At 69.5% G+C, this 17,957-nt stretch carries 17 protein-coding genes; 4 read left to right on the plus strand and 13 right to left on the minus strand.

Annotation, left to right across the window (positions count from 1 at the left end):
- Positions 1 to 26: 26 nt before the first annotated feature.
- The 7 genes from LG380_RS12125 to LG380_RS12155 are packed head-to-tail and all read right to left on the minus strand — an operon-like array spanning position 27 to position 6,110.
- On the minus strand, positions 27 to 1,049 hold the full coding sequence (locus LG380_RS12125) for an alpha/beta fold hydrolase (RefSeq protein ID WP_225766595.1): 1,023 nt from the start codon (positions 1,047 to 1,049) through the stop codon (positions 27 to 29).
- Between the two features lie 28 nt (positions 1,050 to 1,077).
- The gene (locus tag LG380_RS12130) at positions 1,078 to 1,830 is read right to left on the minus strand and encodes a lysophospholipid acyltransferase family protein (RefSeq protein ID WP_225765434.1); all 753 of its coding nucleotides are present in this window, start codon (positions 1,828 to 1,830) and stop codon (positions 1,078 to 1,080) included.
- 52 nt (positions 1,831 to 1,882) lie between these two features.
- The gene (locus LG380_RS12135) at positions 1,883 to 2,329 is read right to left on the minus strand and encodes a hotdog fold thioesterase (protein WP_225765435.1); all 447 of its coding nucleotides are present in this window, start codon (positions 2,327 to 2,329) and stop codon (positions 1,883 to 1,885) included.
- 19 nt (positions 2,330 to 2,348) lie between these two features.
- Positions 2,349 to 4,388 (minus strand): phospholipase D family protein, encoded by a 2,040-nt coding sequence (locus LG380_RS12140; RefSeq protein WP_225765437.1) that lies wholly within the window; start codon positions 4,386 to 4,388, stop codon positions 2,349 to 2,351.
- Positions 4,385 to 4,951: a YceI family protein gene (locus tag LG380_RS12145; protein WP_225765439.1), complete on the minus strand. Its 567-nt coding sequence runs from the start codon at positions 4,949 to 4,951 to the stop codon at positions 4,385 to 4,387. Before LG380_RS12145 ends, LG380_RS12140 begins: the two co-directional genes overlap by 4 nt.
- 34 nt (positions 4,952 to 4,985) lie before the next feature.
- Positions 4,986 to 5,462: a histidine phosphatase family protein gene (locus LG380_RS12150; RefSeq protein WP_225765441.1), complete on the minus strand. Its 477-nt coding sequence runs from the start codon at positions 5,460 to 5,462 to the stop codon at positions 4,986 to 4,988.
- 15 nt (positions 5,463 to 5,477) lie between these two features.
- A complete protein-coding gene (locus tag LG380_RS12155) occupies positions 5,478 to 6,110 on the minus strand; it encodes a ParA family protein (protein ID WP_225765443.1) in 633 nt (210 codons plus the stop codon).
- 120 nt (positions 6,111 to 6,230) lie between these two features.
- On the opposite strand from LG380_RS12155, the gene LG380_RS12160 reads away from it, so the two are divergent.
- On the plus strand, positions 6,231 to 7,712 hold the full coding sequence (locus LG380_RS12160; protein ID WP_225765444.1) for an AAA family ATPase: 1,482 nt from the start codon (positions 6,231 to 6,233) through the stop codon (positions 7,710 to 7,712).
- Between the two features lie 9 nt (positions 7,713 to 7,721).
- On the opposite strand, the gene LG380_RS12165 is transcribed toward LG380_RS12160, so the two are convergent.
- The 5 genes from LG380_RS12165 to LG380_RS12185 all read right to left on the minus strand — a co-directional run bounded on the left by LG380_RS12165 (position 7,722) and on the right by LG380_RS12185 (position 11,584).
- Positions 7,722 to 8,774, minus strand: a complete 1,053-nt coding sequence (locus LG380_RS12165) for a hypothetical protein (protein WP_225765447.1) — start codon at positions 8,772 to 8,774, stop codon at positions 7,722 to 7,724.
- A gap of 43 nt (positions 8,775 to 8,817) precedes the next feature.
- Positions 8,818 to 9,276 (minus strand): hypothetical protein, encoded by a 459-nt coding sequence (locus LG380_RS12170; protein ID WP_225765449.1) that lies wholly within the window; start codon positions 9,274 to 9,276, stop codon positions 8,818 to 8,820.
- Positions 9,277 to 9,384: 108 nt separating this feature from the next.
- The gene (locus tag LG380_RS12175; protein ID WP_225765450.1) at positions 9,385 to 9,810 is read right to left on the minus strand and encodes a hypothetical protein; all 426 of its coding nucleotides are present in this window, start codon (positions 9,808 to 9,810) and stop codon (positions 9,385 to 9,387) included.
- Positions 9,811 to 9,855: 45 nt separating this feature from the next.
- Positions 9,856 to 10,770, minus strand: coding sequence for an AEC family transporter (locus LG380_RS12180; protein ID WP_225765452.1), 915 nt, complete (start codon positions 10,768 to 10,770; stop codon positions 9,856 to 9,858).
- Positions 10,771 to 10,945: 175 nt separating this feature from the next.
- Complete coding sequence (locus LG380_RS12185; RefSeq protein ID WP_225765454.1) at positions 10,946 to 11,584, minus strand: tetratricopeptide repeat protein; 639 nt, start codon at positions 11,582 to 11,584, stop codon at positions 10,946 to 10,948.
- Positions 11,585 to 11,755: 171 nt separating this feature from the next.
- On the opposite strand from LG380_RS12185, the gene LG380_RS12190 reads away from it, so the two are divergent.
- The 3 genes from LG380_RS12190 to LG380_RS12200 all read left to right on the plus strand — a co-directional run bounded on the left by LG380_RS12190 (position 11,756) and on the right by LG380_RS12200 (position 17,180).
- The gene (locus LG380_RS12190; RefSeq protein ID WP_225765455.1) at positions 11,756 to 15,469 is read left to right on the plus strand and encodes an indolepyruvate ferredoxin oxidoreductase family protein; all 3,714 of its coding nucleotides are present in this window, start codon (positions 11,756 to 11,758) and stop codon (positions 15,467 to 15,469) included.
- Positions 15,470 to 15,599: 130 nt separating this feature from the next.
- Positions 15,600 to 15,857 (plus strand): helix-turn-helix domain-containing protein, encoded by a 258-nt coding sequence (locus LG380_RS12195; protein ID WP_225765456.1) that lies wholly within the window; start codon positions 15,600 to 15,602, stop codon positions 15,855 to 15,857.
- A 3-nt stretch (positions 15,858 to 15,860) separates the two neighbouring features.
- Positions 15,861 to 17,180: a type II toxin-antitoxin system HipA family toxin gene (locus tag LG380_RS12200; RefSeq protein WP_225765457.1), complete on the plus strand. Its 1,320-nt coding sequence runs from the start codon at positions 15,861 to 15,863 to the stop codon at positions 17,178 to 17,180.
- 157 nt (positions 17,181 to 17,337) lie between these two features.
- Here LG380_RS12200 and LG380_RS12205 read toward each other — a convergent pair whose 3' ends face one another.
- The gene (locus LG380_RS12205; protein ID WP_225765458.1) at positions 17,338 to 17,955 is read right to left on the minus strand and encodes a DUF938 domain-containing protein; all 618 of its coding nucleotides are present in this window, start codon (positions 17,953 to 17,955) and stop codon (positions 17,338 to 17,340) included.
- Positions 17,956 to 17,957: the final 2 nt, after the last annotated feature.

Consider the following 17,957-nt stretch of genomic DNA (forward strand, 5'->3'; position numbering starts at 1 on the left):
TAGCGGGCAACGCCAGCCCCGCCGGGTCAGCCGTGCAGGACCGCGACCAGCCGTTCGGCGACCCAGCGCTCGGCGAATCCGTCGCCGCGCATGTTCTCCAGGAAACCGCAGTGGCCGCCCCACGGCGCGATGTCCAGCTGTACCGACGGCGGCAGTTGCCAGTCGCTGAAGGTGGAAAACGGAATCACCGGATCGTCCTGCGCCATCAGGATGTCGGCTGGCACCTGCAGGCCGGCCAGCCGCGCGCCGGCGATGGAATAGCCATCGAAATACGCCTGCAGCGAGCCGAACTCGGTATGCCGCTCGACCAGCCAGCCGGTGAGCGAGCGGATGTCCAGCCGCAGCACGTCGTCGTCGCAGGCGGCCAGTTCCGGGAACAGCGCGCGCTTGCGGCGCAGCGATTCGGCCCACTTGCGGCGGAAATACCAGTCATACATCGCCGGGCCGCGCTCAATGCTGTCCATGGTCAGCGCCGGATCCAGCAGCGGGCACACCGAGGCGACCTTGTGCAGGGCGATGCCGGCGGCCGGCGCACGCAGGGCCAGGCGCAGCACGAAGTTGCCCCCCAGCGAGTAGCCGGCGGCCAGCAGCGGCAACTGCGGGAAGCGTCGCGCCACATCGGCGGTGGCCTGCACCACTTCGCCGATGCGGTTGGAATGGAAGATGCCGGGATTGAGGTGGTGGGTGTTGCCGTGGTCGCGGAAGTTCAGCCGCACCACGTCGAAGCCCCGTGCCAGCAGGTGCGCGGCGGTCATGCGCATGTAGCTGGATTCGGCACTGCCTTCCCAGCCGTGCAGCAGCAGGGCCACGCCGCGCGGATCACGCCCGGCCACCGAGCTGTGCCAGGCCTGCAGGCGCACGCCATCGCCGCCGTCGAGCAGCAGTTCCACCGTGTCCGCGCCACTGCGCTGGAGCAGGCGCTGGCCACGCAGCCGGCGCATCATGCTCGAGGCCAGCATCGACTGCAGGTGCGGATTGCGCAGCCAGCGCGGCGGCTGGTAATCGGCCGCACTGAGCAGCGCCGGTCGCAATGCCGGCTCCTGGTCCATGCTCGTGGCGAGCGACGGCGGCATCGCTTTAGCCGGTCATCGCCGCGACGATGCGTGCGCGCGAGGTCTCGGCGATGCGGCGCCGACCCTCGAGGTCGGCACTGGCGATCGGCTCGAGGAAATGCACCTCGGCCCGCCGCGGCGGCTCGCCGAGCAGGCGCACGAAGTTGGCGAAGAAACTCTCGCCCGGCCCGAAGGCGACCACGGTCTGCGCATCACCGCGCTCGCCGTAGCGCAGCGCCACCGGCTGTACCGGCACCCCGGCCTCGACCGCGGCCTGGAAGATGCGCGCATGGAACGGGCCGACCTCCTGGCCGCCGCGGGTGCGGCCTTCCGGGAACACGCCCACCGCCTTGCCCTGGACCAGGCGCAGGCGCATCTCCTCCATCACCCCGCCCAGTGATTCGGTGCTGCCGCGCTGGTGGAAGATGGTCTGGCCGCGAGCGGCCAGCCAGCCGACCAGCGGCCAGCTGGCGATTTCGCGCTTGGCGACGAAGCCCATCATCTTCTGGCTGTGCAGCATCTCGATGTCGACCCAGCTGACGTGGTTGGCCACGAACAGCACCGCCCCGTCGAGCGGCCTGCCATGGCGCTGCAGGCGGAAGCCGAACACCCACATCAGCCCGCCGGACCACAGGCGCACGGCCAGCTCTTCCAGCGGCTCGCCGTTGACCCGCAGCCGGCCCCACGGCGGCATCATCGCCAGCAGCGTCAGCGGCAGCATCAGCACGATGTGCAGCAACAGCAGCGGCAGTCGGTACAGGTAGCGGACCACGCGCATCACGCCACCTCCCGGAGCAGGCGAAGGCGCGTCGCCGCACGATGACGGATGCTCAAGCGGCACCTCCCGCCCGGCCGACCGGCACCACGGCCAGGGTCAGGCGCGAGATGCACACCGGCTTGCCCAGTTCATTCTCGATCGTGATTTCCCACACCTGGGTGGTACGCCCGACATGCAGCGCGCGCGCCGTGCCGATCACCGTGCCGCCGCGTACCGCGCGCAGGTGGTTGGCGTTGATCTCCAGCCCGACGCAGATCTGCCGGGCCGGGTCCACGCACAGGTTGCCGGCGGTGCTGCCCAGGGTTTCGGCCAGCACCACCGAGGCGCCGCCATGCAGCAGCCCGTAGGGCTGGCGGGTACGCACGTCCACCGGCATGGTGGCGCGCAGCCAGTCCTCGCCGGCGTCGATGAATTCGATGCCGAGGTGGGCGATCAGCGTGTCGCGGCTGAGGGCGTTGAGCGCGTCGAGGGAAACCGTCTGGCGAAAAACCTGGGGCATTGGAACTCGCGGCAAGGAATCAGAGGATGGGGGCCAGGCCGGCGCCGAACGCGGTGAGCATCCGTACCAGCAACCACTTGCCACCGACGTTGACCTCGGGGAAGTCGCCTACCGCGGTGTAGCAGCGGTAGAACCCCGGATCCTGCCGGCGCAACGGTTCCGGGCAGTCCTGGCCCGGGTTGAATTCATACACGGTAGCGTAACGCCACGGCCAGAAATCCAGCACCGGCAGCGCCTCGGAGGCCTTGCCGACGCTGTAGTTGAGCCCGGACAGCACGAACGGCTTCTGCCGCGGCGCCACCGTCCAGGCGTTCTCCGGCCGCGTGTCGCGCAGTATGCTCTGCGCCAACGCCTCGGCAAAGGCCGGGTCGTCGATGACCACCATGCCCTCGGTGTTGTAGTTCTCGCTGCGCGGATCGAAGTTGTGGGTGCCGATCACGCCGATCCGGCGATCGACCACCAGCGACTTGGCGTGCAGGCCCATGCGCGCGCCCTTGCGGGTTACCGACAACGGTTTGTTGACCGCCTTGCTCCCCAGGAACGAGGGCCGGGTCTCGGTGCGCAGGCGCTGGCGCTCGACCTCGCTGCCGACGGCGCGGCGGCGCGCACGCGCGTTCTCGTAGGCACTGCCCTGGCGCTGCAGGCCAGGACGCACCGGGGCGCTGCCCGGCCGCGGCGTGGCCTGGCGGTCACTGCGGTTGTGGGCGCCGCTGCCGGTGGCGCTGCCACCCAGCAGCCCGCGCCCGCCATCGCCGGTGTCCGCCGGCACCGGGTCGGGCTGGCGGTTGGCCTCGCTGACCGGCGGGTCGAGCGGGAACGGCTTGTACTCGTGGATGTTGAAGCCCAGCTCGCGCAGGTTGCGGCGTTTGTACTTGTAGGACAGCGCATAGACGATCGGGTTGTCGGTAGCGGCCAGGCTGTTGGTCGACACCACCACCCGCGGCGGCTGCGGGCGCCGGCGCAGCTGCCTGAACAGGTCCTGCGCCGGATCGGACAGCACCAGGTAGGGCGTCTGCAGCAGCACTTCACGTTCGGCGCCGGCGATGACCTGGTCCAGCCTCGGCTCGCCTGCGGTGACAGTGAACGACCCGGGATTGCGGCGGTGCTTGCGCGGCAGGTCGGCGACGTAGCTGACCGAACGCACCGGCAGCGCGGTATCGACGAAGCTGCGGGCGATGTGTTCGGCGTCGTTGGCCTGCCCGCTCACTCGCGCGATCCGCTCCGGGCGCTGGTAACTGTATTCGGGCAGTGGCGGCACGCCCCCGCGCAGCAGGGTGCGGCCGACGTCGTTCAGGCGCTCGGCCGGCACGCTGCGCCGCGCGCCCCAGAACGCATCGAAGTTGGCGGCCATCTCGCGCACTTCCGGCCCGGCCAGGACCACGTCGCGGTCGCGGAAGTTGTATTCGCTGTCCCAGTCGTAATAGTCGTCCTGGTAGTTGCGCCCGCCGACCACGCCGATGGCATCGTCGATCACCAGCAGCTTGTTGTGCATGCGCTGGTTGAAGCGGCGGAAGCAGCACAGCACGCTGCCGGCGTAATCGAGGTAGTTCAGCCGCGCCTTGCCGAAGCTGGGGTTGTACACCCGCAGCTGGAAGTTCTGGTGCGCGCCGGCCAGCGCGGCCAGCACCTCCAGGTCGGAGATCGCCGAGAGCTGGTCGATCAGCACCCGCACCTTGACCCCGCGCCGGGCCGCGGCCAGCAGCTCGTCGATCACCAGCCGGGCGCTGTCGTCGGTGTCGAAGATGTAGGTCTGCAGGTCGATGCTGCGGGTGGCGCTGCGCAGCAGGTTCAGCCGCGCGACCAGCGCGGCCTCGCCCTCGTCGAGGATGGTGGCGTAGTGGCGCGGCACCTGCGCGGTGGATTCGGTGAAGGCCCGGCCGCCCAGCGCGCGCAGCGGCGAGGCCAGCGCGCAGCGGTCGGCCTGGTCGCAGTCCAGTTCGCTGCTGCGTGCCTGCACGGCAATGCCGGCGGCACGCTCGCGCTCGACGCTGGTCAGCGACGCACAGCCGCTTCCCAGCACCAGCATCGCCAGTGCCAGCAGCCGCAGCAGCACGGTCACGGGGTGGGCACCTCGGTCAGGCGCCCGCGCATCAGGAAGGTCACTCGATCACTCAGGGCTATGTGCCAGCCATCCATGCCGTAGCGTCCACGCAGGACGGTACCGCGGCCGACGAGGTCGCAATCATAGCCGGGGCGGTCGCATCCGGCCGGCATCAAACGCAGCGTCTCGCGGTGGCGGATGCCGCGCAGGGTCAGAGTGCCCTGCAGGTCGCCGCCCTCGCTGACCAGCTCCGGCTCGAACGGCAGCGAATCGAACTCCACCACCGGATGGCGCTGGGTGTCGAAGAAATCCTCGCCACGCATCCAGCCTGTGTAGCGCGGCTTGCCGGGGATCTCCACGTACTGGCTGAACATCCGCAGCCGTACCTGCCTGCGGCCGTCGGCCAGGATCTCGATGCGGCCCTCGAAGCGCGGGAACTGGCCTTCGATGCGCTGGCCCAGGCGCGTGCGGATCTCGAAACCGAAATGCGAGCGCTGCGGGTCCAGCGCGATGTGCCCGCCGGCCGCGGCGGCCGGGGGCAGCAGCAACAGGAGCAGCAGTGCGGCGCGCAGCCTGCGCATTGCCGGTGTCAGGCCCGGGAGGCGTCCGCGCCGCTCACGGCCACCAGAACGCGGCCAGCCGGGCGATGCCGGGCTCGATTGGCGCGGCCATCGGCAGCGACAGCACCACCACCGAGGAGGTCGGCATGCCGCGGTAGTCACCGGACTGGCCGCTGTGCATCAGCGCCGCCAGCCGTTCCAGGCCCGGGTTGTGGCCGACCACCAGCACGCGCTCGAGGTCGCGGTGCTCGTCCACCACCGCGACCAGGGTGCCCGGGGTGGCCTCGTAGATGCGCTCGTCCAGGCGCTGCTCGACGTAGCCGGTCAGGCCCAGCACCGCTTCCAGGGTTTCCCGGGCGCGGCGCGCCGGCGAGCACAGCACGCGGTCGGGGACCAGCTTGTTCTCGACCAGCCAGCGCCCGGCCGCCTCGGCCTCGGCCAGGCCGTGCGGGGACAGCGGGCGGTCGATGTCGGCCTGGCCGGGGCTGGCCGGTTCGGCGTTGGCATGGCGCAGCAGGATCAGTTCGCGCATTCGGTCTTACTCCAGTCAGGCCTTGTCCAGCCAGTTGAGCAACGGTTCCCAGTCCTTCTGGTGCTCGCGCACCTGGGCAGAGTGGTAATCAAACAGGCTGCGCCCCAGCCCGACCATGACCACGTAGCCCTGGCTGTCCCGTAGTTGGGTGACGACGTCGTAGGGCCAGTCGGCCAGCATCTGCCTGGCCTGCTGCGAGGTCTGGGTCCAGTGCTTGGTGCGGTTGAGCACAAGGCCCACCGGCAGCGCACGCGTATGCACCCGGGGCACCGCGGCCAGGCTGTTGAGGAAGCCGACGATGGCCTCGATGTCCAGCGCCGAGGGCAGCACCGGCACCACCACCGCGTCGGCGGTGGCCAGGAACGGCTCCAGCTCCTGCGCATGGGCACCGGCGGGGGCGTCGATGATCACCTGCTCGGTGCCATCGGGCAGCAGCTTCTCCCAGGCCTTCCTGCGATAGACGTTGATCGGCAGCACCGCGCTTTCCAGTGCGGCCCGGCGCTGTGCCCAGCGCGTGCCCGAACCCTGGGGATCGGCATCGGCCAGCACCGTTGCCTGGCCGGACAGCGCCGAATGCGCTGCCAGATGGGTGGCGATGGTGGTCTTGCCCACACCGCCCTTGGAGCCGGCCACCAGGATCGTCTTCATGCACGCCTCGTTTCCGCGGGGACCGGGCCAGACTACACCGCCCCGAGTCAGGACAGCTAGACAAGCGCTGCCGCCGGGGCAACCGGCTTGCTATCGTTGCGCCCCAGCCACGGAGCGCCCATGAGCGAGCTGCAGGACCTGACCGCGCTGATCCGCGCCAACACTCCCCTGATCGTGATCGAGACGCCCGACGAGGGGCGGATCATCGATCTGTTCCGGCAGGCGCTCATGCACGTATGGCGTGCACTGCACCGCTGGTCGATCACCGAGGGCCTGCGCCGGCTGGACCTGGACACCGAGGACGAGCCATTCGGCCCGCCCGATGCCAGCGCCGTGCTGCGCATGATCCAGCAGGCCGAACAGCGCGGCATCTACCTGCTGCTCGATTTCCATCCCTACCTGGGCTACGCCAGCCACCAGCGCCTGCTGCGCGACATCGTCCAGCGCCGCCATTGCCAGCCGCACGTGCTGGTGCTGGTCGGCGCCAGGGTCGAACTGCCGGGCGAACTCGAAACGCTGGCCACCCGCTTCAACCCGCGCCTGCCCGATGCGGCCGCCCTGCTGAAGATGCTGCGCGAGGAAGCCGACGGCTATGCGCGTGAGCACGGCGGCCGCCGCGTCACCGTGGACAACGAGGCGGTGCAGCAGATCCTGCGCAACCTGCAGGGCCTGGCCCTGTCCGATGCACGGCGCATCGCCCGCCAGCTGATCTATGCCGACGGCGCGCTCGGTGCCGACGACCTGCCGCAGCTGGCGAAGCTGAAGTTCGAGATGCTCAACCGCAGCGGCAACCTGCACTACGAATACGACAGCGCACGCTTTGGCGATGTCGCCGGTGCCAGCCGCCTGAAGCGCTGGATCAACCAGCGCCGCGTCGCCTTCGTCTCCGGCAATGCACCGCCGGGGCTGGATCCACCGCGCGGGATGCTGCTGCTGGGCGTGCAGGGCTGCGGCAAGTCGATGCTGGCCAAGGCCACCGCCGCCGGCTTCGGCGTGCCGCTGCTGCGGCTGGATTTCGGCGCGCTGTACAACAAGTACCACGGCGAGACCGAGAAGAACCTGCGCGAGGCGCTGGCCTCGGCCGAGCAGCTGGCGCCGTGCGTGCTGTGGATCGACGAGATCGAGAAGGGCCTGTCCAGCGGCGGCGAGGACGGCGGCGTGTCACGCCGGGTGCTGGGCTACCTGCTGACCTGGCTGGCCGAGCGCAAGGCGCCGGTGTTCATCGTCGCCACCGCCAACCAGGTGCACGAGCTGCCGGCCGAACTGCTGCGCAAGGGCCGCTTCGACGAGATCTTCTTCGTCGACCTGCCCTCGCCCGATACCCGGGTCGAGCTGCTGCGCCTGCACCTGGGCAAGCGCGGGCTGGACCCGGACGGGTTCGCCCTGCCCGCGCTGGCCGCGGCCAGCGATGGCTTTTCCGGCGCAGAGATCGAACAGGCGGTGGTGGCCGGGCTGTACGCCGCCCATGCCGAACAGCGCCGGCTGGATACCGAACTGCTGATGGGCGAGATCCGTGGCACCCGGCCGCTGTCGGTGCTGATGGCCGAACAGGTGCAGGCCCTGCGTGAGTGGGCGCGCGAGCGCACCGTCCCGGCCGACTGAGCCGGCAGATCAGGTCGTCGGCATCCCCGGCTGCCAGTGCGGCGGTGGATGGATGGGCAGGCCGTGTGCGCGCAGCAGCCGCAGCAGGGTCGGCACCTCACCGTACCGTGCCACCTGCTGTGCGTGGCCGGTGGTCACGTCCACCCACGGGGCCGTCGCCTGCGCTACCCACTGCAATTGCCGGTAGCGCGCGTTCCATTCGGCCACCTGCTCAGGGTCCAGCGCCTGGCGACGCATGATCGCGATCCCGATCAGTGCCGTGATCAGGGTGGGGCTGTCGGCCATCAAGGTCGCCAGCTGCCGGCACTGCAGCACCTGTGACGAAGCCTGATCGGCAGCGGGACAATGTTTGTTGAGGAGCTGGGCCGAAGGCGCCGCCGTCGCCGCGGCAATGGCGAAGGCATGCACCGTCCGGGCACTGTCCATGCCCGCATCGCGAGGCAGCGCGTCGGTTGCCTGCAACAGCCTGGCCAGCCGCGACTGCATCGGGTCGTCAAAGCGCGATGCCGTGCTGGCCGCCTGCCACAGGGGCTCACGCCCGGCCTCGGGAACCAGCCCCAGCCGCAGCAGTTGCATTGCCGCGTCCTCATCCGCCAGCGCCGTGGTCATCCGCAGCACTTGTTCCTTCGGGCAGTCGTCCTCCAGGGCAAGGCAGGCCTGAAGGCCGGCGCTGGCCAGCTCCGGATCGCGCCCGCCATCGGCCATCGCCAGCTGCAGGATGGCGTGGTGATTCCATACCCCGGCACCACCGGGCTGCAGCAACAAAGCGGCATAGCGCTCGCGCAGGCTGCCAACGGCCATCATTGGCAACAGCTTTCCCAGTGCGGCCTGGTAGCGCGCATACATGGCTTCATCCTGCACGGCCGTGGTGGTTCCCGGCGCAGGTGCACTGGAAGTGCGGACCGGTGCGGGACCTGCCGCGGCGGGCGCGGCCTCCGCAGCGATGGCGGGCGCCTGGGTTGAAACCGGCTCCCGGCCACAGGCCTGCAGCAGCAACGCGCCGCCGACCAGCGCGATCCATCGGGCCGGCCTGCGGACCCGGCCCGGCAGCGCCTTCTTCATCGGTTCTCCGTCGATCGGCGCGCGAGTGCCGGTGCCCACCGCCTCATTGCCCGGCGGTCGGCGGCAGCTCCGGCTCCCAGCGGGCCGGCGGCTGCAGCGGGATGCTGGCCTGCACCAGCTGCTCCTCCCAGGCCGCACGCTCGCCACGGGCCGCCACATGCTGCAGGAATGCATGGACCGGCTGCTTGCCGACCAGTGCCACGCCACGCTGGAACAGCCATTCCAGCGCGCGGTGGCGCTGCTGCCAATGGGCGTGGTCTTCGGCGTCGGTGGCCAGGCTCGCGCGCAGGGCGGCGCCGAGGTTGGCCTGGGCCAGGGTCGGGCTGGCCGCCAGGGTTTCGAAGATCGCGCGGCACTGCTGGTCACGCAGCGATCCGGGCGCGGCCGCCTGGCACTGGCGGACGACTGCCATCGACGGGTCGTGCAGGGTGTCGATGGTCAGCGCGGCCACCGCGGTCGCCGCCAGCACGTCCTGGCCGCTGTAGGCCAGCCCGTCCAGCACGGTACCGGGCGGAGGCGGGAGCAGGTCCCAGCCGGCGCTGGCCTGCAGCAGGGCCGGCAGCTCGACGTCGAAACTGCTCAGGTAACGGCCCGACGCCGCGGCGGCAGCCTAGGATGCCTCGTCGATGTGGCCGGCGGCATCACCGCGCAGCCACGCGCCGGCATCGTCGCCCCCCAGCCGCTGATAGTTGGCGCGGGCCTGCCGGCAGTCGCTGTCGGTGGAACAGTGCAGCAGCGCAGCGCGGGCGACTAGCAACGAATCACCCGGCGCAACCAGTGCCTGCTGCAGCCATTGCCCGCGCAGGTTTTCCAGTTCCGGCGCCTGGATCCCGTTGGCGTCAAGGTCGCCCGTGGTGGTCAGCCGCCATGCGAGGTAAAGGTTTTCGGCACCGCCCTGCCTGGCCAGATCCCGGGCATGTGCCAACACACGGTCGTCGAAGCCGCGCTCCCAGGCCGGTTCCAGCGGCGGGGACGCCAGCACGGGCGCCACCACCGCCAGCAATGCACACAGCGTCCACCCATGCCCCTGCTTCATGCCTGTCCCCTCTTCCGTGTGAGGGCCGATCATGCCATGGCCGGGTCAGCCCAGCTGGCGGATCACCCAGACCCACGCCGGCAACGTCGCCAGCGACAGCACGATGCCGTAGCCGACCAGGGCGGCGGCCAGCCGTGGGGCGAGCTTGTGCGAGATCGCCAGCGCCGCGGCGGTGATCATGCTGGGCATGGCCGACTCCAGCACATTGGCCTGCAGCATCGCGCCGTGCAGCCCGAACAGCCAGGACAGCGGCACCGCCAGCGCCGGCATCACCGCCAGCTTGAGCAGCAGGCCGATGCCCAGCGGTGCCAGCTCGTCGCGGCCCAGCCGCAGCCGGATCGAGAAGCCCACCGCCAGCATCACCAGCGGCAGCATCGCATCGGACAGGCTCTTCAGTGCCGAGCCGATCCAGTGCGGCGGCTGCTCCGGCATCAGGGTCAGGGCGAACAGCAGCGCCCACAGCGGCGGGAATTTCGCCACCCGCAGCAGGATCTGCTTCGTGGCCGGCGGGGTCTGCCCGCTGTAGCGGGCCAGCACGTACAGGCCGAAGGTCGACAGCAGGATGAAGGTGCCGAACTGGTCATAGACCACCGCGTACGGCAGGGCGTCTTCACCCAGCAGCGCGCGCACCATCGGATAGCCGATGAAGCTGGAATTGCCCAGCGCCACGCACAGCAGCAGCACCGCGAAGGTCTGCCGCTCCAGCCGCAGCCAGCGCGCCAAGGGCACCAGGATGGCCAGGGTCGCCAGCATCAGCAGCCACGGGGTGGCAGCAATGCCCAGCAGCGACACGTCCAGGTGCAGGCGCGGCACGTAGGTCAGCACCGCCGCGGGCAGGCAGACGTAGAGCACTACCGCGTTGAGCACCTCGGCAGCGTTGTCCGGCAGGGTGCGGGTGCGCGAGAACAGCATGCCCAGGCCGAGCATGGCCAGGATCAGGCAGAACGCGTCAACGGCCATGGCGGCCTCCGCCTGCGGCAGTCCACGAAAGCGGGAAGACACGCAACCGGCGCGGGCCTGCCGCGCCGGGAATGAGCGACCGCACGGGCCAGTGCCCGCCTGCGGTGCCGGAACCGATGATCACCATCGGCTTATTGTGCCGCAACGCGGCATCGCGCGTTGCGGTCGCCGGGGCTCAGGGCCAGCTCGGCGGGTTCTGCACCCAGGCCTGGTGGACCTGCTGCAGCGTGGCTCGCTCTTCCTCGCGCCAGTCCGGCAGCAGCCGGGCGAAATTGTCGGGATTGCTCCACAGCTGCGGCTCGGTACGCACGGCGGCGGCAAACCACTGCACGGCCTCGTCCCTGCGGCCCAGCGTCCACAGCGCCAGCGCGTAGGTCGGCGGGATCCAGCCCGGGTTGCTGCGCAGCGTGGCCTGGGCGCCGGTCCATTCGCGCAGGGCCGCTTCGGCGTCGCCGGTGCGGTACAGGTCCCAGGCGTAGTTCCAGCGCACCGAACGGCCCAGCGTCGAGGACGCAGTGGAGGCGCCCATCGCCTCCGAATACAGCGTCCTGCCCAGGTCATGGCGACCCTGCGACATGGCCAGGCCGGCCAGCTGGGTCGTCGCCTCGACCACCTTGCGGCCACGCTCGCGCTGCTTCATCAGCTGGTCGAGCAGGTTGGCGCTGTCCGGCGCGATGACCACCACCGGTGCGGCGGCGGCGTCGGCGTCGAAATAGAACTCCTCGATCTTCGGCAGGCTCTGCGCCTGGACGGTGGTGACCCACAGGCCGGCGGCCAGGACCAGGCCGGCAAACATTCCCCTTGCTACTGCCATGAACTTCTTCCCCCTTCGTTGCACTGCCGTACCTCCCGGGTCTGATCCTACCCGCTGGGCGGGCCCGCCGCGACCCGGGCCCGGCCGGCGCGGACCCCACTGCTACAATCCCGCCCCTTCGCGGCGTGGCGTTGCCACGCATGCCGCCAGCCGACCTTTCAGAGGCCAGCCATGACCAGCACCGCCGAACTCACCTCCCCGTCTTCCGCCAACGCGCCGCTGTACGGGGTCCGGGACGACTACTACACGCTGGAGCACAAGTACACCCGTACCGACGGCCGCATCTACCTGAGCGGCGTGCAGGCGCTGGTACGCCTGCCGCTGATGCAGCAGCTGCGCGATGCCGCGGCCGGGCTGAATACCGGCGGCTTCATCAGTGGTTACCGCGGCAGCCCGCTGGGTGGCTTCGACCTGGAGCTGTGGCGGGCGCGCAGGCACCTGGAAGCAGCGAAGGTGAAGTTCGTGCCCGGCCTCAACGAGGACCTGGGCGCGACCATGGTCTGGGGCACGCAGCAGACCAACCTGTTCCCCGGTGCCACCGTCGATGGCGTGTTCGGCATGTGGTACGGCAAGGGCCCGGGCGTGGACCGCTGCGGCGACGTGTTCAAGCACGCCAACGCCGCCGGTACCTCCCGTCATGGTGGCGTGCTGGCGATGGCCGCCGACGACCATGCCTGCCGCAGCTCGACCCTGCCGCACGGCAGCGAGGAGGAATTCGTCAGCGCGATGATGCCGGTGCTCAACCCGGCTGGCGTGCAGGACATCCTCGACATGGGCCTGGTCGGCTGGGCGATGAGCCGCTACACCGGGCGCTGGATCGGCTTCAAGACCATTGCCGAGACCGTGGAGTCCTCGGCCTCGGTGGACGTGGACCCGTTCGCACGGCAGATCGTGCTGCCCGGCGACGACGAATTCGAGATGCCCGCCGGCGGGCTCAACATCCGCTGGCCGGACCCGCCGCTGGAACAGGAGATGCGCCTGCACCGCTACGCGGTGAAGGCCGCGCAGGCCTTTGCCCGCGCCAACCGCATCGACACCGTAGTGATGGATTCGCCGCACGCGCGGCTGGGCATCGTCACCACCGGCAAGAGCTACCTGGATGTGCTGCAGGCGCTGGAATACCTGGGCCTGGACGAGCGCGCCTGCGCCAACATCGGCATCCGCGTGTACAAGGTCGGCATGAGCTGGCCGCTGGAGCCGGAAGGCATCGCCGCCTTCGCCCGCGGGCTGGAAGACATCGTCGTGGTGGAGGAGAAGAAGGCCTTCATCGAGCGGCAGATGAAGGAGCAGTTCTACAACTGGCCCAGCGCCTGGGGCGCGCGCCCGTCCATCGTCGGCAAGTACGACGAGGCCGGCCAGTGGATCCTGCCGTCCACCGGCGAGCTGACCCCGGCCACCATCGCCGGCGTCATCGGCCGCCGCATCCAGCGTTTCTTCAACACCGAGTCCATCGAACAGCGCCTGCGCTGGATGGACGAGAAGGAAGCCGAGCTGGCGCTGCCGCGCGCGCAGTTCCCGCGCGTGCCGCACTACTGCTCCGGCTGCCCGCACAACACCTCCACCCGCGTGCCCGAAGGCTCGCGTGCGCTTGGTGGCATCGGTTGCCATTACATGGTGACGTGGATGGACCGCAGCACCGACACCTTCACCCACATGGGTGGCGAAGGTGTCACCTGGGCCGGGCAGGCGGCGTTCACCGATACCGAGCACGTGTTCCAGAACCTGGGCGATGGCACCTACTTCCACAGCGGCTCGCTGGCGATCCGCCAGGCCATCGCCGCCGGGGTCAACATCACCTACAAGATCCTCTACAACGACGCGGTGGCGATGACCGGTGGCCAGCCGGTGGACGGCACCCTGACCGTGCCGGACATCGCCCGGCAGATGCGCGCCGAGGGCGTGCAGACCATCGTGCTGGTGTCCGACGACATCGCCAAGTGGACCGCGCAGCGCCAGCTGTTCCCCGAAGGCGTGGAATTCCATGACCGCGCCGAGCTCGACGCCGTGCAGAAGCAACTGCGCACGGTGAAGGGCACCAGCATCCTGATCTACGACCAGACCTGCGCCACCGAGAAGCGGCGCCGGCGCAAGCGCGGCAAGCTGCCGGACCCGGCCAAGCGCACCATGATCAACTCGCTGGTGTGCGAGGGTTGCGGTGACTGCGGGCAGAAGAGCTTCTGCGTGTCGGTGCTGCCGAAGGAAACCGAGTACGGCCGCAAGCGTGGCATCGACCAGTCCAACTGCAACAAGGACTTCACCTGCACCACCGGCTTCTGCCCCAGCTTCGTCACCGTGCACGGCGGCCAGCCGCGCAAGGGTCGGCGCAGCGAGGCGGCCAGCCTGCTCGACAACCTGCCCGATCCGCGGTTCCGCAGCGACCTGTCCCGGCCCTGGAACATCCTGATCACCGGCGTCGGCGGCACCGGCGTGGTGACCATCGGCGCCCTGCTGGGCATGGCCGGCCACCTCGAGGGCAAGGGCGCCACCGTGCTCGACCAGACCGGCCTGGCGCAGAAGGGCGGCGCGGTCACCACCCACATCCGCATCGCGCGGCAGCCGGCGGACATCCACGCCGTGCGCATCGCCGCCGGCGAGGCCGACCTGGTGCTGGGCTGCGACATGGTCGTGGTCAACGACTACTGGGCGCTGTCCAAGGTGCGCCGTGAGCGTTCGGAAGTCGTGCTCAACACCTACGAGGCGATGCCGGGCACCTTCACCACGCAGCCGGACCTGCAGTTCCCGGCCGCGGACATCATCGCCGGCGTGCGCAAGGCGCTGGGTGGCCGCGAGCCGCTGCTGCTGGACGCCACCCAGCTGGCCACCGCGCTGCTGGGCGATGCCATTGCCGCCAACCTGTTCATCCTCGGCTACGCCTGGCAGCAGGGTCTGGTGCCGATCTCGTTCGAGGCGCTGATGCGCGCCATCGAGCTCAACGGCGCGGCCGTGGCGATGAACCAGCAGGCCTTCGCCTGGGGCCGGCTGGCCGCGATCGATCCGCTGGCGGTGCAGCAGGCTGCCGGGCTAGTGAACAACGTACCCACCGATGCCGAGCGCACCCCCGGCCCGCTGCGCAACCTGCCGCCGGGCCAGTGGGAAGGGCACGAGTGGGGTGCCAATGCCGCCCCGCGCGAGACCGGCGACGAGCGCGAACTGCGTGGCCTGCCCGATGCCGGCACCCAGGATGGCGAAGCGTTCGCACCGCTGGAAGACGGCAGCCTGTCGCGCTCGCTGGACGAGCTGATCGCCCGCCGCGCCGCCTTCCTGGTCGACTACCAGGACAAGGCGTACGCGGAGCGCTACACCAAGCTGGTCGCGCGCGTGCGCCAGGCCGAGCAACAGCACGCCCCCGGCTGCACCGCGCTGGCCGAGGCGGTGGCGCGTTACTACTTCAAGCTGCTGGCCTACAAGGACGAGTACGAGGTCGCCCGCCTGTACACCAGCGGCGAGTTCCAGCGCCGGCTGCAGCAGCAGTTCGAGGGCGACTACCAGGTGCGCTTCCACCTCGCGCCGCCGCTGTTTGCCAAGCGCGACGACAACGGACAGCTGGTCAAGAAGGAATACGGCCCGTGGATGTTCAAGGCCTTCGGCCTGCTGGCGAAGCTGAAGTTCCTGCGCGGCGGCCCGCTGGACATCTTCGGGCGCACCGAGGAGCGCCGCGGCGAGCGCCAGCTGATCGCCGATTACGAGGCGACGATCGAACTGCTGCTCAAGGACCTGTCGGCCGAACGCGTGGCACTGGCGGTGGAGATCGCCAGCATCCCCGAGCACATCCGCGGCTTCGGCCACGTCAAGGAACGCCACCTGCACGCGGCCAAGGCCCGCGAGGCGGCGCTGCTGGCGCAATGGCGCAACCCCAAGGCGCTGCACATCGTGCAGGCGGCGTAGGCCTCGGCAAGACCACGGGTTGCGCAACCGCCATGCAACCTATAAGTTGCATGGCGGAAATGCAATCTATATATTGCCTTTTGTTTGTGCAAGGCATAAGTTGCCCGTGCCCATCAGACAGGCGCTTGCCATGAGCAACAAACGCCACACCGTCCGTGCCGCCCACCAGCTGGGCCCGTTGATGCGGGCATTCCGCAAGCAGGCTGGTCTCAGCCAGGGCCAGCTTGGTGAACGCCTCGGCATTTCCCGGCAGGCCATTACCGCGCTGGAACGAGAGCCCGAAGCCGCTACGTTCGAGCGCCTGATGCGGGTATGGGCGGAGCTCGGTGTGGAGGTTTCCCTGCAACCACGCAGTCAGGACACCCCAGACACCGGGATGGAATGGTGAGCCATGGGCGAACTGCGCGTATGGATGAACGGCCTGGAGGTCGCCTCCTGGCAGGAGGGGTCCCGCACCGGTCCACGGCTGACCTACCTCCCGACGTGGCTTGAATCCGAACAGCCACGCCCGTTGTCGCTGTCATTGCCGTTGCTGCCGGCCGGAGAAAGCCATCGGGGCCCGCGGGTGACGGACTACTTCGACAACCTGCTTCCGGACAACGGCGTCATCCGCAATCGCATCCGCGACCGCTTCGGCATCCGCTCATCCGCTACGTTCGACCTGTTGCAGGAAATCGGCCGCGATTGCGTGGGCGCCGTGCAACTGCTTCCTCCCGGCAGGGCGCCTGAAGACATCCACGCCATCGACTGGCTGTCATTGAGTGACGCCGAGGTGGCTGACCGCCTGCAGGCGGTCACCAGCGCCTCACTGCCTGGCCGGCACGTGGAAGACGGGTTCCGCATCTCCATTGCCGGGGCACAGGAAAAGACTGCCTTCCTGCGCCATCACGACTACTGGTGCGTTCCCGTGGGCAGTACGCCCAGCACGCACATCTTCAAGTTGCCGCTAGGGCTGGTCGGCAACATGCGGGCCGACATGCATACATCGGTGGAGAACGAATGGTTGTGCATGCAGTTGCTGGCCGCGTTCGGCATTCCCGTTGCCAACACCTCGATCGGCAGGTTTGGCGACCAGCGAGCGCTGATAGTGGAACGCTTCGACCGCCGGCTCGCCCGCAACGGCCGCTGGTGGCTACGACTGCCGCAGGAAGACATGTGCCAGGCGTTCGGCCTGCCCTCGTCGCGTAAATACGAAAGCGATGGCGGTCCCGGCATCATGCAGATCATGGAACTGCTGCGGCAATCGGAGCAGCCGCAGGATCGCGCGATCTTCTTCAAGTCCCAGCTGCTGTTCTGGATGTTGGCGGCGACCGACGGGCATGCCAAGAACTTCAGCATCCACATAGAAGCGGCGGGACGCTTCCGGCTGACGCCGATCTACGACGTGCTTTCGGTCTACCCGATCCTCGGGCGTGGCCCGGACCAGCTCGATCCTCATACGGCAGCACTTGCGATGGCGGTTACAGGCACGAACCGGCACCGCAGGCTCATGCGGATCCGCCGTCGCCACTGGAACGACACCGCACGCGCCTGCGGTATCGCCGAAGGCGCCGAACCGTGGATCGGTGAACTGCTGGAGCGCGTCGACCCGGCCATCCAGGCGGTGCAGTCACGGCTGCCGCGCGACTTCCCTGATCATGTCGCAACTTCCATTTTCGCGGGTCTGCGAGAGGCGGCCACGCGATTGGCGGGCATGGCGCCGGACGCCTGACTGCAGCCCGCAACTCCGGGCAGGCGGAAGGTCGACAGATCCCAATGTGCCCGAACTGCTGCGCAACGATCCTGCTCACCAGACCCTCTGGCCGACGATCGGCCCCAGTGGCGCAATCCGTCGGCACCGTCCCTGTGGAGACGCTCGGCTCGACGCCTCAGCCGCGTCGCCACACCAGCAGCGCGTTGTTGGCCGGCATCGCCAGGTCCTCTTCCAGCACCAGCCCGTGCTGGCCGGCCAGCTGCTGCAGCGCGGCCAGGTCGCGGATGCCCGAGCGCGGGTCGCACGCCTTCAGCCAGGCATCGAAGGTCCGGTTGCTGTCGCTGGTGTACTGGCCATCGCGGTTGAACGGGCCGTAGCTGAAGAAGCGACCGCCGGCAGCGAGCACGCCCGGCAGTGCGGCGAACAGCACCTGCACGCAGTCCCAGCCCATGATGTGCAGGGTGTTGGCGGTGAACACGGCATCGAAGCCACCGGCCGGCAGTGGCGGCGCCGGCACCAGCCCTGCCTGCGGGTCGACCTGCAGCGGCCGCGGCGCCGGGGTGTTGGGCAGGGCGGCTTCGTCCAGCCACAGGCGCATGCCGGGCAGGTGGTCGGCGTGGTCCGAGCACTGCCAGGCCAGCTGCGGCAGCGCCGCGGCGAAATGCACCGCGTGCTGGCCGGTGCCGCTGCCGATCTCCAGCATGTGACGGGCGTCGCCCAGCCGCGGCCGCAGGGCGGTGAGGATCGGCTCGCGGTTGCGCTCGCAGGCTTCGGAGAAAGGCTTGGTGGGCATCG

This window comes from Stenotrophomonas sp. Marseille-Q4652, assembly GCF_916618915.1.
GTDB lineage: Bacteria > Pseudomonadota > Gammaproteobacteria > Xanthomonadales > Xanthomonadaceae > Stenotrophomonas.